The sequence below is a fragment of the Fibrobacter sp. genome (assembly GCF_045601785.1).
In the GTDB taxonomy this organism is placed as follows: Bacteria; Fibrobacterota; Fibrobacteria; order Fibrobacterales; family Fibrobacteraceae; genus Fibrobacter.
In genome coordinates this window covers 46890-60226 of record NZ_JAZSAF010000044.1, presented here as the reverse complement: position 1 = coordinate 60226, position 13337 = coordinate 46890, and the positions used below count along the sequence as shown (strand labels likewise).

The window sequence follows — 13337 nt, the reverse complement described above, 5'->3', positions numbered from 1 at the left end:
AGATATGTAACATGGACGATTATTTTTCTGAAATGTGGAATCAAGAGATGAATAATCGCCTGCTTGATTTTTATATAGAATTTGCTAGTGCTTTGGATGTTCCTGAAGAAATAAAGAAATCTTTGTCTGCTCCTTTACTTGTGCATGCGTCTCCAAGTTATATTGAAAATGCGGACAAGAGAGTGATTCTTGTGGGAAAGGAAACCATGGGTTGGATAGGTTCATATCAAAACTTTTGCTGCGATATGAAACACAACCCAGAAGAATCCTGTAAAAGAATGATGGAATCACAGGCTTGGTTTATGCTGCATGATAAGAAAAGTAAGTATAAGTATTGGCAAATGTATAAAATGATGGCAAAGCGAGGCTACAACGATTTATTAGGAGCCTCGCAATTATGGACCAATCTTATTCCTGTAGATTACCATGGACACTCGTATTTAGGAACTGGTCGTGCGCTACAGTATGATAAAATGCCTAGTGAGTTTATTTCTAGTTTGCGTTTGTATGCCGAAAAAATGCTAAAAGGAACAATTAATATACTTAAACCAAGAATTATTGTTTTTTGTACAGGCTCAACGTATGATAAAGATTTGTATTCGTTTTTACACATTGATTCTAAACATACTGTAAGTTTGAGAAAATTGCCCGAATGTGCTGCGAAAGAAGAAGGCTCGATTGATTTAACCGATACAGTAACTTTTATGTGGAATGACATAAGGTGCATTCGTACGGAGCATCCTAGAAAATTAGAATCTCGCGGAACAAAATGTGTGAAGAAAATAGTTGTAGATACGGTTTATAATTTGATTGAATCTGAAGGATGACTTTTTGTGAAAAAGTCTGAAAAATTCAATCGCTTGTTTAATCAGAAAGAATGATTTATATTTAAGAAAAAACTTCAAAGAGAAAGATTAAATGTCATTCAGAATCTTCATATCGAGTGTGCAGAAGGAATTTGCGAAGGAACGCAGGTGGCTTGCCGATTACATCCGCAAAGATGCAATCCTCGGTCGTTTTTTTGAAGTTTTTTTGTTTGAAGAAGTTCCTGCCCAAGAGCGTGATGCTGCCGGACTTTATCTGAATGAAGTTGCCGCAAGCGATATTTATTTAGGGATTATTGGCAATACATACGGAAACACGAATGCTAAGGGAGTCTCGGCAACTGAGCAGGAGTACAATGAGGCTGGCAAACGGCATAGGGAACGAATTTGCTTTGTTTTGAAAACGGATAAGCCCCGTGAGTCAAAGCAAGAGCGTTTTGTTGCAAAAGTAAATTCCGAAATTGTTCGCAAAAGTTTTTCTACTTACGATGAATTGCGGACTGCCGTTTATGCGGCGTTGGCGAATTTTCTTGTTTCTCGTGAATATATCAATGTTTTGCCTTTTGATGCTTCTAAAAATTCAGGAATCGTTTTAAGTGATTTGAGTGTTGCCAAGATTCGACGCTTTGTAAAAACTGCACGTGAAATCAGGAACTTCAAAATCCCTGCGGGAGCTTCGCCAGACCATGTGCTGATGGCGTTGGACCTGATGGACGATGCCGGACGCATTGTAAATTCGGCGGAATTGCTTTTTGGTAAAAAGCCACAACGATTCTTTATCTCGTCCGAAGTAAAATGTATGCAGTTCTTTGCAGACAAGGTTTCGAAGCCGATGGCCGATTATCAGGTTTACAGGGGCGATGTCTTTGAACTTGTGGATCAGGCAACGCATTTTGTGATGACTCATATTCGAAATTGGGTCGGTACGCGCGATACGGGGAATACGGCTCAGATCCCGACAAAGTTTGAATTGCCTCAGGACGCCGTAAAAGAGGCGATTGTCAATGCGATTTGTCATCGTGATTACACAAGCAATGCTAGCGTTCAGGTGATGCTTTTTAGCGATAGGCTGGAAGTTTGGAGTCCGGGGCCGCTCCCTCGTGGAATGACGGTCGCTATGCTGGCTAAACCTCATAGGTCTATTCCGGTGAATCCGCTCTTGGCAAACGCGATGTTCCTGATGGGGTATGTTGAACGTGCCGGCACGGGTACCGAGGACATTATTGACAAATGCAAGGACTGGGGGCTTTCTGCACCCGTTTGGGAAGATGACGGCGACTTTAAGGTTGTGCTGTATCGGCGGGGAATATCTAACGATGCTGAAAAACTGCCGGGAAGGTGCCGAGAAAATGCCGAGAAAGTGCCGTGTAAATGCCCTGTAAATGCCGAGAAAGTTTTCAAGGCTATTCAGGAGCATCCTAAATCCTCGAATAAGGATCTGTGTGTCATTTTGGGACTTTCTGATCGTGCTGTTCGGAATCAAATTAAAATTCTAAAGGACTTGAATCTGATTGTTCGTGTCGGAAGTGATAAGTCTGGTTATTGGATTCTTTCAATGCCAGACGATGATTGATGTATATTTTAGAATGTCCGAGGTTTCATTATGCCTAAGTTTTCATTTGTAATCCCTTGCTACAGGTCGGAGAATACTATTACGACCGTCGTAGAAGAAATCAAGAGCGAAATGGCGGCCAAGCGCCCGGGTGACAATTACGAGATTGTGTTAGTGAACGACTGCAGCCCCGACAACGTGTGGAGCGTCATCGAGAAACTCGCCGAAACGGAAAACAACGTTATCGGCATCAACCTCGCAAAGAATTTCGGGCAGCATTCTGCCTTGCTGGCGGGCTACGGCAAGTGTTCCGGCGAGTATGTTGTTTCGCTGGATGACGATGGCCAGGCCCCGCTGGATTCGCTGAACGATTTGATTGCAAAACTTGAAGAAGGCTACGACGTGGTGTATGCCTACTATCACGAAATTAAGCAGAACCTGTTCCGCCGTTTTGGTTCGTGGATGGCTGGGCTCATGGGCAAGTTCATGCTGGATCCGCCTAAGGATATGAAGGGCAGCAGTTTTTATGTGGCACGCGGGTTCGTGATTCGCGAAATGTGCAATTACAAGAACGCCTTCCCGTACCTGGTGGGGCTCGTGCTCCGCACCACCCGCAAGATTGCCTGGGTCGAAACGAATCACCGCTCGCGCTTGCAAGGGGCATCGGGTTATTCGTTTGTTCGTCTGCTTGGGCTCTGGCTGAACGGCTTTACGGCGTTTTCGGTGAAACCTTTGCGCTTGAGTACGTTCCTTGGATTTTTCTTCGCGTTCCTGGGATTCGCTTTTTCGATACTTGTGGTTGTCCGCAGGTTGCTCGGCCTCACAACGGTAGACGGCTGGAGTACCATCATCGCGCTGATTCTGATTATCGGCGGACTTATCCTGATGATGCTCGGCCTTATCGGCGAATACATCGGCCGCATCTATATATGCATCAACGATTCGCCGCAATACGTGATTAAGGAAATTAAATCACAAAATAATCGCATAAAGGGGTTGACAGAAATTGCGAGATAGTGTACATTTGTATAGATGAGTAACGAGAAAGAACCAGTAAATAGTTTTCTACTGTATCAGGATAAAGATGGCGAAACAAATGTCTCGGTACGTTTTGCCGAAGAGGATGTTTGGGTGACGCAGGTCCAGCTGGCGGAAATTTACGACACAACTCGCCAAAATATCGGTCAGCACATTGAAAACATCTACAAGGATGGGGAATTGCCTAGAGAGGCAACTATAAAGAAATTCTTTATAGTTCAGCAAGAAGGATCGCGGCAGGTTCATCGGGAACTGGACCACTATAACCTAGATGTCATTATCGCCATTGGCTATCGCGTGCAGTCACCCGTAGCAACGCGATTCCGTAGGTGGGCGACGGCTCGCTTGCACGAATATATTCAGAAGGGATTTGCGTTAGACGACGAACGGCTGAAAAATGGGCGTAGCCGCTATTTCAAGGAACTTTTGCAGCGGATTCGCGACATTCGATCGTCAGAACGGAATTTTTATCAGCAGGTTACAGACATTTACGCAACATCTATCGATTACGATCCCCGTAAAAAAATCACGAAGGACTTCTTTGCCTCGGTTCAGAACAAACTGCATTACGCAGTCCACGAACATACCGCCGCGGAACTGATTTACGAGCGAGTTGATAGCGAAAAACCTTTTGTAGGCATGACGAATTTCAAGGGCAATTACGTAACGGAAGATGATGTAAAAATTGCGAAAAACTACCTATCGGAAAAGGAGCTTCAGCGGTTGAACCTGATGGTGTCGCAATTTTTGGATTTTGCAGAATTGCAGGCTCTCGACGAAAAAGAGATGCGCATGCAAGACTGGGTCGCTGCATTAGACAACCAAATTGTCATGAACCAGCGACAGCTGCTTGAGGGAAATGGTAAGATTTCGCATGAAGAGGCAATGCAAAAAGCCGAACATGAGTATGAATTATTCAAGCGGAAAGAAATTGCAAATTATAAAAGCGATTTTGATCTGCTGATGGAAGCGATAGCAAAATATCGGGTGTAGGTTCACTCCCAAAAGAACACGACAACGCCCGCTAAGATAAGCGCGATTGCCGAGACTTTCCGCAGGTTTATTTTTTCCTTGAAACAGACGAATGCCAGAGCCGGCACGAACAGGTAGCTGGCCGCCTCGATGGTGCCGAGTTCCTTGAGCAACACGCCCTGGCTCAGCACATACACATTCGATACCAGCGAGAATACCATCAGCGAGTACCCGCCAATAACCCACGGGTTCAGGTATTCCTTGATGAATGATTTGTGCGGCGTGATGGCGGCTTTTTTCAGGAGCATCTGGGCCACCGCCGCGATAAAGACGTTGAATAGTGCGAGCGCGTAGAACATCATGGCCTCGCATACAGCGTGATGCCGCAGATGATGATTGCCGCCCCGACCATGTTCGTCGTGGTGATGGCCTCGCCAAACACGAGGTGCGCGAGCATTAGCCCGAACACCACGCCCGTGCCCTTGAACATGTATGCCAGGCTCACGTCCATCCGTTTGATGATCTGCTGCCACAGCACCGCGTAGATGCCGAGCACGCCCACCGTGCATGCAAGGAACGCGATGTACCCCGGCGAGAGGAACTCCCGCTGCGACGCAAGCTTCGAGAACACCCCCGACGTGGTGTAAATGAAGAACGTGCCAATTAGGGCAATGTATTTAAGGATGGTGAGCATATTGGATGTGCTGTACGCTAAGGAACCCAATCAGGGCAATTATCTGCCTTAAAAATGCATTTCCCGGATTCAAAACGAGCGACTCGTTGAAAGACTTTTGTATTGTCGAAAATTTCGACAATGTCACAGATGTTTACTGCCGTTTTTAAATTGTCGATGGATTCCATAAAACGGCGTTCAATGTCTTCATCAGGAATGCCGTGTCCGCCTTTCTGAACTCTGTTTTTTACACGTTCCTTGGCTAGGTCCGCGGACTCTATGCCGACATAATACATTTCAATGAAATAGCCCAGCTCTTTAGCTTTTTGAATGTTTTGCCAAACAGATTGTCCGCAAAGGGTGACTTCTTGATTAAAAGACTCTCCTGTTTTGAAATATTTGGAAATTTTAGAGACTGCGATTTTGCCTGCTTTGAATACGTCTGCTTGATTTTTCCATGAACCGAATTCGCGGACGATTTCGTCCATGTTGACACGCGGCATACCTAGGAACATGTCGTTCGTTTGATAAAGGGTTGATTTCCCTGTCCCATTGCATCCGGCGAATAAGATATATCGTTTCATTTAGAACCGGTTCTCTTCGATAACTTTTTTTTGTTTTTGCTTCAAGATTAGGTCGGTTACCATGCGGAAAAAATCGGCTTCTTCAGGGTCTTTGGCCGATGAGATGATGTCAAAGGATTCGTCAAAATTGATTCTTTGACATTGCGTGTAGAGTTGATGTAGCGCTTCTTTGTTTGACATATAGACCTCTTTTGATAATATAGATTAAAAGGGGCCGAGTGGCGAACCAAAGCGGGCGATAAAGCCGAATTTGGCCAATTTTTGTCTTTAAGTATTGACAATGACTTGTTCCGGAATTATATTTGATAGTGAACAAATGTGTAGAAACGCAGGCGTTTTTATTGAAAAGTGTTTCCCTTTGATTGAGTCTTCAACCAAGAATTTCCTGAAATTGTATCTCAATGACGTCGGCATCCTTACCGGGGTGTCCAATAGCCCTAAGGTGGTGCAAAAGGGTGCGGTCTTGTATTTGCCTATATACTTTGCGATGTTCCTTTAAAGGGGTCGAATTCAACCCCTTTTCACCGAATGATTGAAAAACGCACAAAAACGCGTCGAAATGGATAGAAAAACAGGCGAGGAACGCAATATACTCTAGCGAGAAGAACTTCCGCTGCGACGCGAGCTTCGAGAACACCCTCGAGGTGGTGTAAATGAAGAACGTGCCGACCAGGGCAATGTATTTAAGGATCGTGAGCATCTGATGGGGAATATAGATAATACGCCCTGCCGGAACAGGCGTAAATAGGAAAATGGGCTGGAATGTGGAATTTTCAAAAAATCGCGTTGTTGGTATTGACAAATCCTTCCCCTAGAGTTATATTATGGAGTGAACAAATGTTCTAGTGCTCAAAATTTCAAACACTGCGGTTTTACGCTTGTCCGCAGGGAGGTGACGATGAAGAATGGTATGACCATTGCGACGGTCAAGCCCGAAATCTCCCCTATAAACGAAGACTTTCTCAAACCACGAATTTTCGCCATTCGCGGGGTGAAAAAGTGTGAATTGTACTTGACGGAGATTTGTAAATTATGTATATTATAAATATAGAGATGAAGGTGCGGTTTGATCCGGGAAAGGCTCTCGTGGTCAAGCAGAAGCATAACATCGATATGGAATCAGTAAGGCAAGAAATTCTTGCGGGCAGGTTCGATGGCGATGAGGTGAAAAATCAGGATGGCCATCCTGGGCAGAGAATGTTTCTTGTTTTGTTAAACGGGTATGTTCATTGTGTACCTTATGTTGTTGAGCCGGATGGAACGTATTTTCTCAAGACTGCATTCAGAAGCAGAGTCTACCAAAGGAGGTTTGAAAATGGCGAACTCAAAATTCATAGATGAACCGATTGACGACGAAGAACGTGCTTTGATGGAAGCTATTGAGAATGGCGAAACAGTGCCTATTCCGCGTGATGAGTTGGAGGCTATGCGTGCTGATATCATGTCTGCATCGGCGAAGAACATTACCATCCGTATGCAGCTTGATGACTTGAACGGCATCAAGAAGATGGCGAAAGCTGCGGGCATGCCTTACCAGACGCTCATCAATTCCATCATCCACCGCTATGTGATGGGTGGTATCGTATTCAAGGTCGCGGTGTAGGCTAATCACCACTTGCTGTCAATCTTTTTCAAGAAATCTTTGTCGTTTCCGTGAAAGCATGTTTCGTAAGGGAATCTGCCTGCAGAACATCGAAATCACGCACAATTTTCCCGAAAAAGAAGACGAAGCAAATTGCTTCGCCCAAAAATGCATGGTGGATGCTGGTTTCGAGGTGTAGTTAGTACGTCAGTCCGTAGCCGTACGGGTATAATCCCTTTTTTCCGTCACCGACGTTGATCGGAATTTGCTTGGCGTCTTTGGGCCAGGTGTGGGGGAGTTTACCCGTGGGCTTTACCTTGCCGTAGAGAACGTCTGCGACACCTGCGCCTTCGCTGCCGGGGAGCCATGCCACGACAAAGGCGTCGGCAGCCTTGATGAACGAGGTGATGGGGAGCGGGCGGCCGGTGATGAGCACGACGGCGACTTTGTGGCCGGCTTTTTGCCAGGCCTTGATCTGCGTAATATATTCGTCGGTGCTGTTGAAAGACATGTCGGTGCGGTCTTCTTTGAAGATGATTTTGTTGTTGAAATCATCGCCGCGGTAGTCGCCGAACCATTCGGCGTAGGGGACTTCGCCGACAACGTACACGATGGTGCCAGCTTCTTCGGCGGTTTCGACGCGTGAGCCTTTTGCGACTTCGTCGAATCCTGCCTGAATGGATGTTGCTCCGGGGACTTCGTCGAGGGTGCCTTGCCAGCCCAGCGTCCAGGCGCCGCATTGCAGGCCGGTGCTGTTCGCGTGGCTGCCGGTCACAAAAACTTTGCCGTTGGTATCTAGCGGAAGAATCTTGTTGTTCTTGAGAATGACGAGACTTTTCTGCACGGCTTCGCGGGCGATTTGACGGTGCTCTTGGCTACCGATGTTCTTGGTGGCGCCTACGTAGGCGGCTGGGCCGTTGGGGTTGTCGATTCGGCCGGCGCGGATCTTGGCGCGTAATATTCTGCGGCAGGCGTCCTTGATGCGGTCTTCGCTGATTTCTCCTGAGGCGACGAGCTCCTTCATGATCTTGACGAAGTTGTGTACCGATTGCGGTACCATGGCCATGTCGAGCCCCGCGTTGATTGCGTTGCGGATGGCGTCTTGCGAGGAAAGCCCCGTGACTTCGCCTGCGGAGTAGTTGCCTGCAGCGCCCGGCGTCGTAGAATGTTCGATGCCTTCCCAGTCGGCAATCACGTAGCCGTCGAAGGCGAGTTCCGTCTTGAGAACGCCCGTGAGCAATGCGGAATCGACATGCTGGTGGATTCCGTTCACCTGGTTAAAGCTTGCCATGACGCTCAAGGCGCCTTGTTCGATGGCGGCTTCGTAGGGCGGCAGGTATTTTTTGTAGAGGTCCTTTTTAGAGATGATGGCGTTTCCGCGGTCGTATCCTTTTTTGGTGGCGCCGTCGCCGATAAAGTGCTTGATGGTGGTGATCACGCGCCATTCGGCGTCGTTGTGGTCGCCTTGCTGCCCGCGCACGAAAGCGGCACCCAGGCTCACGGCAAGTTCGGGGTCTTCGCCAAAGCCTTCGTAGACGCGGCCCCAGCGTTCATCTTGCGGTACGGTGATGGCGGGTGCGAAATTCAAGTCGATGTGGGCGGCCCACATTTCTTCGGCGACGGCTTGCCCGATTCTGCGTACAAGCGCCGAGTCGCGGGTGGCGCCGAGGCCGATGTTGTGCGGGAATATGGTTGCCCCCTTTACATCGGCGACACCGTGTACGTTGTCCTTGCCGTAGGTGGCGGGAATTTTTTGGCTCCAGGCGCTCTTGTAGAAATCGGCGGTGTAGGCGCCGCCGCCTTCGAGGGCGGAACCGCATACACTTTCGCCGCAGTCGAGCTTGGGAACTTTCGCTTGCGTCATCTGGGCAATCATGTCGTCAATCGTCATGCCCGCCATTATCTCGTCGATTTTATTTTCGATGGGGTCGCGCTTTAGGGTGATGTTGTCGTATTTCTTCTGGCCTGGGGCGACGCTGAGCGTTTCGGGGAGGAACCCCGCCTTGCGCACGATGATGCTTTGGTCCTTCTTGGCGCTACCGAGCTTGAAGGCTCCCTTGTCGTTCGTGAGCGTTCGGGCGTTTGCGAGCAGGTTCGGGAGAGTCCTCACGGTGACGGCGGCGTTTTGGACGGGTGCACCTGATTCATCGACGACGTTGCCCGTAATGGCTGCCTGAACAGCGGCAGCGGCTGCGAATGTGGTGAATGCAAAAATGCCAAATTTTGAACAATTCATAGTATTACCTTGTTACAAGGTAAATCTATATTAAAATGCACTATAATAGCGGTATAAACAAAAAATATATTCCAATTTGGAATAACCATATTTTGGCGCTTTTTTCGGAGGAGCCTGCGTCGTTCTTAATGATAATTGTGTATTTTTCATTCAAAAGAATGCTCCATGGGGTGCTTGCGCTTTTTGTGCGTGTGTCGCGTGGTGCTGTTTTGAGGTATATATGAAAAAACTGGTGATTGTGACCTATGTGCTCAGGGCGCTTGGCTTTGTTCTTGTGCTTTTGATGCTTTTTGGTCATAGCATTGTCTTGAACTTGTTCCCGGGGCTCGAAGGCCGTTCGATTAACCCGTTGTTCTATACGGGCATTGCCTGCTATGCCCTGGGAGCTGTGATTTATTTCTTCATCAACAAGAAAGAGAAGGCCGAACGCCGCCGCAAGGAAATCGAAGAGGCCGAGGCGCGCGTGTTTGGAGGTTCCGGTAAATCGGAACAGGAGTAATTTGGTAGATGATTAAGATTGAACATTTGCACAAGACTTACCACAGCGGTTTCTTGATGAAGCCGAAGCTTGCGCTCAAGGATGTGAGCTTTAGTGTCGAACCGGGACAGGTCTACGGTTTTATCGGCCCGAACGGTGCCGGTAAGTCCACGACGATCAAGGTGCTTACGGGGCTTTTGAACTTTGATTCGGGCAAGGTCCTGGTGAATGGAATTTCACCGCGCAGCGTAAAGAGCCGCCAGTTCATTGGCTATTCCCCGGAGCAGCCGTACTTCTACGACTACCTCACAGGCCGCGAGCTGTTGAAGTTCTACGGCAAGCTGGTGGGGCTTTCGGGCAAGGAACTCGACGACCGCATCCACTGGTCGCTGGAGCTTTTGCATGCCGACAAGGACTGGATCGACCGCCGCCTGCGTTCGTATTCCAAGGGCATGATGCAGCGTGTGGGAATTGCCCAGGCGATTCTCGGCAAGCCGAAGCTGTTGATTTTGGACGAGCCCATGAGCGGCCTTGACCCGATGGGCCGCCGCGACGTGCGCGAAGCCATTATGGAACTCAACCGCACGGGTGTCACCATCTTCTATTCGAGCCACTTGCTCTCCGATGTGGAATCGATCAGCCACAAGGTGGCGATGATCGTGGACGGTAAGATCGTACGCGAGGGTACCGTAGACGAAATTACGGAATCTTGCGGCGTGGAGTACCATGTGCGTACCCGCGAGGCGATTCCCTCGGCAGAACTGCCCGAAGGCGTAAGCCCCGCAGGGCACCCGCAGGAATGTGTTTGTGCAGACGACGCGGCCCGCGACCGCCTGTTGCGTTACTGCCTAGATAAAGGTATTGCTGTCGAGCGCATGGACCACAAGCGCCCGAGTCTCGAAGATATTTTGACGGAGGAAATTGCCCGTGCAGACGCTTAAGCATATCGGCATCATAGCCCTCAATACGTTCCGCGAATCCATTCGCGACAAGATTCTTTACAACATCGGCTTTTTGGCGATTGCGATGACGCTGTTCAGCATTGTGCTCGGCGAATGGTCGGTGTTTGACCGCGCCTATGTAATCAAGTCCACCACGCTTTCGGTAATGGGACTTTCGGGCCTGTTGATTTCGATTTTTGTGGGCATCAGCCTGGTGCAAAAGGAAATCCAGCGCCGTACGGTGCTTACGCTACTTTCGAAGCCGATTAGCCGCGTAGCGTTCATTGTGGGCAAGTACTTTGGCTTGCTTGCCGTGGTGGCGGTGCACCTCACGCTTTTGACGGTCATCTACTACGTGATGCTGTTTTTGACGGGTTCTGCTCCGACGCTTAGCCTGCTTACGGCTATCTACCTTGTTTTCTGCGAGATGGCGATTGTCATTGCGGTGGCGCTTTTGTTCAGCAGCTTTAGCAGCACGGTGCTCAGCGCGCTGTTTACGCTGGGCGTGTACTTTGCGGGCCACCTGAGCGACCAGCTTCTGGAACAGGTTCGCTTTGCGACTCGCATGGGCGAACTGAACGGAACCTCGAGCATGGTGTTTCAGAAGGCCGCCGAGGTGATTCACGCGATTTTCCCGGGGCTGTACCGCTACAATGTGACGAGCTATGTGGTGCATGGCGTGGCGCTTCCGGATATGTATGTCGTGTGGAATACAGTCTATGCAGTGGGTTACATCGGCGTGTTCCTCGCGATTGCAAGCTGGTGGTTTAGTCGGAGGGACTTCCTATGAGAAACCAGTACATGGCAAAAGTCCTTGTGCACAACAAGGTGGTTACCGAAGCGCAGGTCAAGGCGCATTGGGGCGAAATTACCGACAAGAAGGATATTGGCCAGGTGCTGGTGGATGCTGGCATTCTCCAGCCCCCGATGTACATCAAGGTGCTCGCTTTTGTGAAGAATTTGGAAGCGAAGGCCGCTGCCGAAGGTGCTGCTCCGGCTGGTTCTGCGACGAGTTCAGCTTCCGCGAGAAATGCTGCAAGCGCAACGAATGCTGCAAGTGCCGCCGCTCCTGCCGCTCCGCAAAAGCAGTCTACGGCCCGCTTTGAAGCCCCGCCTGTTTCTGCCCCTTCTGTTGCCCCGGCCGCAACGCAGCCGGTACAACCCGAAGGCTTGCAGATCGAAGGTAACAGCAGCCTTTATGGTGAAGTCTCTACGAGCAATGTAGAAGTCGAGGCTGTGGCGGGTCTTGAGTCCACGAGCATCAGCACGGTGCAGGTGCAGAGCGAAGCCGAAGAAGAAAGCTCCGAAGAAGATTCGGAAAAGCTGCCGAGCCGCTTTGCCATTATGACGGGTGAAGGGACTCCGGTCGAAGCCCCTGAAAAGATTCGCCCGATGACGAACATGTCGCAGCTGATTGCTTTTGCACGCAAGTTCGGTGCGACGGACATTTACCTTTATGCGGACCGCCCGGTGGTCATGCGACAGTCGGGTGCGCTCTTCGTGGCGTCTGACGATGCTTTGGATTTGTCTCGCATCAACGAGCGTTTGAACGAAGCGTCCAAGGGATTTTCGGACGACTACAAAATTGTCGTGGGCAAGAACTTTAGCAAGACGATTGGTCTTGCTGGAGTTGGCCGCGCTCGTATGACGGTTACCTGGAATGGAACTAATCCGAGCATTTCGATTCGCGTGATTCCGCAGGAATCGACGACGCTAGAAAACCTTTACCTGCCGCCGTTCTGCAACCAGTTCGCCGAACTCAACAGCGGCCTGGTTCTTGTGGCGGGCCCCGCGGCGAGCGGCCGTTCGACGACGATTTCGACTTTTGCCGAGACGATTGCGGCGAACCGCGATGTGTATATTCAGACAATCGAAAAGCCCATTGAACGCGTGCTCCAGAATCCGCGCGGCGCCATTGCTCAGCGAGAGGTTGGGCTCCATGTGCGCACAGGTGTCGAAGGCATCGAGCTTGCCATGCAGAGTGGCGCCGATGTCATCTTGTTCGACCATATCGAGACGATGGATGAACTTTCGATGTTGTTGCGTGCATCCAATGCGGGTGCGCTCGTGTTTGCGACGGCCATCGGCAACAATGTGCATGCGCTCCTGTCGCGCCTGCTTTCGTCGGTGTCTGCAGAGAACCGCACCGCATTTGCCAATTCGCTTGCAGAACAGCTCAAGGGTGTCATTGTACAGCACCTGATTCCGATTGTGCAGAACCAGGGGCAGGTGCTTGCGGTAGAGGCGGCGAAGATGACGTCGACGATGGCGAACATGCTGCGCCGTGGCGAAATTTCGCAGTTGTCCGCGGCAATCAGCAGCCAGGGAAACCAGGGCATTTCGCTTGACGATTCCCTGCAGAAGTGCGTTGAATCCGGTTACATCGACGGTGCCGAGGCGTGGATGCGCGCCAACGATAGCCGCCGCTTTGCTGCCTACCGTCCGGCGAAATAAGGG

The 13337-nt window shown here is 49.7% G+C and carries 15 protein-coding genes; 10 read left to right on the top strand and 5 right to left on the bottom strand.

Annotation, left to right across the window (positions count from 1 at the left end):
• Positions 1 to 11 precede the first annotated feature (11 nt).
• The 4 genes from ACKI61_RS06725 to ACKI61_RS06710 all read left to right on the top strand — a co-directional run bounded on the left by ACKI61_RS06725 (position 12) and on the right by ACKI61_RS06710 (position 4407).
• Positions 12 to 827 carry a hypothetical protein gene (locus ACKI61_RS06725; protein WP_407456989.1) on the top strand — a complete coding sequence of 272 codons (816 nt, stop codon included), beginning with the start codon at positions 12 to 14 and terminating at the stop codon, positions 825 to 827.
• Between the two features lie 91 nt (positions 828 to 918).
• On the top strand, positions 919 to 2397 hold the full coding sequence (locus ACKI61_RS06720) for a DUF4062 domain-containing protein (protein WP_407456988.1): 1479 nt from the start codon (positions 919 to 921) through the stop codon (positions 2395 to 2397).
• Positions 2398 to 2427: 30 nt separating this feature from the next.
• Positions 2428 to 3393: a glycosyltransferase family 2 protein gene (locus ACKI61_RS06715; RefSeq protein WP_407456987.1), complete on the top strand. Its 966-nt coding sequence runs from the start codon at positions 2428 to 2430 to the stop codon at positions 3391 to 3393.
• A 15-nt stretch (positions 3394 to 3408) separates the two neighbouring features.
• The gene (locus ACKI61_RS06710) at positions 3409 to 4407 is read left to right on the top strand and encodes a virulence RhuM family protein (RefSeq protein WP_407456986.1); all 999 of its coding nucleotides are present in this window, start codon (positions 3409 to 3411) and stop codon (positions 4405 to 4407) included.
• A gap of 2 nt (positions 4408 to 4409) precedes the next feature.
• Here the strand turns inward: ACKI61_RS06710 and ACKI61_RS06705 are convergent, their stop codons facing one another.
• The 4 genes from ACKI61_RS06705 to ACKI61_RS06690 are packed head-to-tail and all read right to left on the bottom strand — an operon-like array spanning position 4410 to position 5823.
• Positions 4410 to 4745 carry a multidrug ABC transporter gene (locus tag ACKI61_RS06705; RefSeq protein WP_407456985.1) on the bottom strand — a complete coding sequence of 112 codons (336 nt, stop codon included), beginning with the start codon at positions 4743 to 4745 and terminating at the stop codon, positions 4410 to 4412.
• Positions 4745 to 5110: an EamA family transporter gene (locus tag ACKI61_RS06700; RefSeq protein ID WP_407456984.1), complete on the bottom strand. Its 366-nt coding sequence runs from the start codon at positions 5108 to 5110 to the stop codon at positions 4745 to 4747. The genes ACKI61_RS06705 and ACKI61_RS06700 overlap by 1 nt, the downstream gene beginning before the upstream one ends.
• A complete protein-coding gene (locus ACKI61_RS06695; protein WP_407456983.1) occupies positions 5098 to 5643 on the bottom strand; it encodes an ATPase in 546 nt (181 codons plus the stop codon). Before ACKI61_RS06695 ends, ACKI61_RS06700 begins: the two co-directional genes overlap by 13 nt.
• Positions 5644 to 5823 carry a hypothetical protein gene (locus ACKI61_RS06690; protein ID WP_407456982.1) on the bottom strand — a complete coding sequence of 60 codons (180 nt, stop codon included), beginning with the start codon at positions 5821 to 5823 and terminating at the stop codon, positions 5644 to 5646.
• A gap of 852 nt (positions 5824 to 6675) precedes the next feature.
• Between ACKI61_RS06690 and ACKI61_RS06685 the strand changes: the two genes are divergently transcribed.
• Together ACKI61_RS06685 and ACKI61_RS06680 are read left to right on the top strand one after the other, a co-directional pair.
• Positions 6676 to 6984 carry a hypothetical protein gene (locus tag ACKI61_RS06685; protein ID WP_407456981.1) on the top strand — a complete coding sequence of 103 codons (309 nt, stop codon included), beginning with the start codon at positions 6676 to 6678 and terminating at the stop codon, positions 6982 to 6984.
• Positions 6959 to 7246: an antitoxin gene (locus ACKI61_RS06680; RefSeq protein ID WP_407456980.1), complete on the top strand. Its 288-nt coding sequence runs from the start codon at positions 6959 to 6961 to the stop codon at positions 7244 to 7246. The genes ACKI61_RS06685 and ACKI61_RS06680 overlap by 26 nt, the downstream gene beginning before the upstream one ends.
• A 178-nt stretch (positions 7247 to 7424) precedes the next feature.
• Here ACKI61_RS06680 and ACKI61_RS06675 read toward each other — a convergent pair whose 3' ends face one another.
• Positions 7425 to 9461 (bottom strand): glycoside hydrolase family 3 N-terminal domain-containing protein, encoded by a 2037-nt coding sequence (locus tag ACKI61_RS06675; protein ID WP_407456979.1) that lies wholly within the window; start codon positions 9459 to 9461, stop codon positions 7425 to 7427.
• Between the two features lie 220 nt (positions 9462 to 9681).
• Here ACKI61_RS06675 and ACKI61_RS06670 point away from each other — a divergent pair, with 220 nt between their 5' ends.
• The 4 genes from ACKI61_RS06670 to ACKI61_RS06655 are packed head-to-tail and all read left to right on the top strand — an operon-like array spanning position 9682 to position 13334.
• Positions 9682 to 9960 carry a hypothetical protein gene (locus tag ACKI61_RS06670; RefSeq protein ID WP_407456978.1) on the top strand — a complete coding sequence of 93 codons (279 nt, stop codon included), beginning with the start codon at positions 9682 to 9684 and terminating at the stop codon, positions 9958 to 9960.
• 8 nt (positions 9961 to 9968) lie between these two features.
• Positions 9969 to 10880, top strand: coding sequence for an ATP-binding cassette domain-containing protein (locus ACKI61_RS06665; RefSeq protein WP_407456977.1), 912 nt, complete (start codon positions 9969 to 9971; stop codon positions 10878 to 10880).
• A complete protein-coding gene (locus ACKI61_RS06660; RefSeq protein WP_407456976.1) occupies positions 10867 to 11670 on the top strand; it encodes an ABC transporter permease in 804 nt (267 codons plus the stop codon). The genes ACKI61_RS06665 and ACKI61_RS06660 overlap by 14 nt, the downstream gene beginning before the upstream one ends.
• Positions 11667 to 13334 carry a type IV pilus twitching motility protein PilT gene (locus tag ACKI61_RS06655; protein ID WP_407456975.1) on the top strand — a complete coding sequence of 556 codons (1668 nt, stop codon included), beginning with the start codon at positions 11667 to 11669 and terminating at the stop codon, positions 13332 to 13334. The genes ACKI61_RS06660 and ACKI61_RS06655 overlap by 4 nt, the downstream gene beginning before the upstream one ends.
• The last annotated feature ends 3 nt before the right edge of the window (positions 13335 to 13337 follow it).

Coding starts and splice junctions, on each gene's coding strand:
- ACKI61_RS06725 (WP_407456989.1), top strand. CDS start 12: ATGGACGATTATTTTTCTGAAATGTGGAATCAAGAGATGAATAATCGC.
- ACKI61_RS06720 (WP_407456988.1), top strand. CDS start 919: ATGTCATTCAGAATCTTCATATCGAGTGTGCAGAAGGAATTTGCGAAG.
- ACKI61_RS06715 (WP_407456987.1), top strand. CDS start 2,428: ATGCCTAAGTTTTCATTTGTAATCCCTTGCTACAGGTCGGAGAATACT.
- ACKI61_RS06710 (WP_407456986.1), top strand. CDS start 3,409: ATGAGTAACGAGAAAGAACCAGTAAATAGTTTTCTACTGTATCAGGAT.
- ACKI61_RS06705 (WP_407456985.1), bottom strand. CDS start 4,745: ATGTTCTACGCGCTCGCACTATTCAACGTCTTTATCGCGGCGGTGGCC.
- ACKI61_RS06695 (WP_407456983.1), bottom strand. CDS start 5,643: ATGAAACGATATATCTTATTCGCCGGATGCAATGGGACAGGGAAATCA.
- ACKI61_RS06690 (WP_407456982.1), bottom strand. CDS start 5,823: ATGTCAAACAAAGAAGCGCTACATCAACTCTACACGCAATGTCAAAGA.
- ACKI61_RS06685 (WP_407456981.1), top strand. CDS start 6,676: ATGTATATTATAAATATAGAGATGAAGGTGCGGTTTGATCCGGGAAAG.
- ACKI61_RS06680 (WP_407456980.1), top strand. CDS start 6,959: ATGGCGAACTCAAAATTCATAGATGAACCGATTGACGACGAAGAACGT.
- ACKI61_RS06675 (WP_407456979.1), bottom strand. CDS start 9,461: ATGAATTGTTCAAAATTTGGCATTTTTGCATTCACCACATTCGCAGCC.
- ACKI61_RS06670 (WP_407456978.1), top strand. CDS start 9,682: ATGAAAAAACTGGTGATTGTGACCTATGTGCTCAGGGCGCTTGGCTTT.
- ACKI61_RS06665 (WP_407456977.1), top strand. CDS start 9,969: ATGATTAAGATTGAACATTTGCACAAGACTTACCACAGCGGTTTCTTG.
- ACKI61_RS06655 (WP_407456975.1), top strand. CDS start 11,667: ATGAGAAACCAGTACATGGCAAAAGTCCTTGTGCACAACAAGGTGGTT.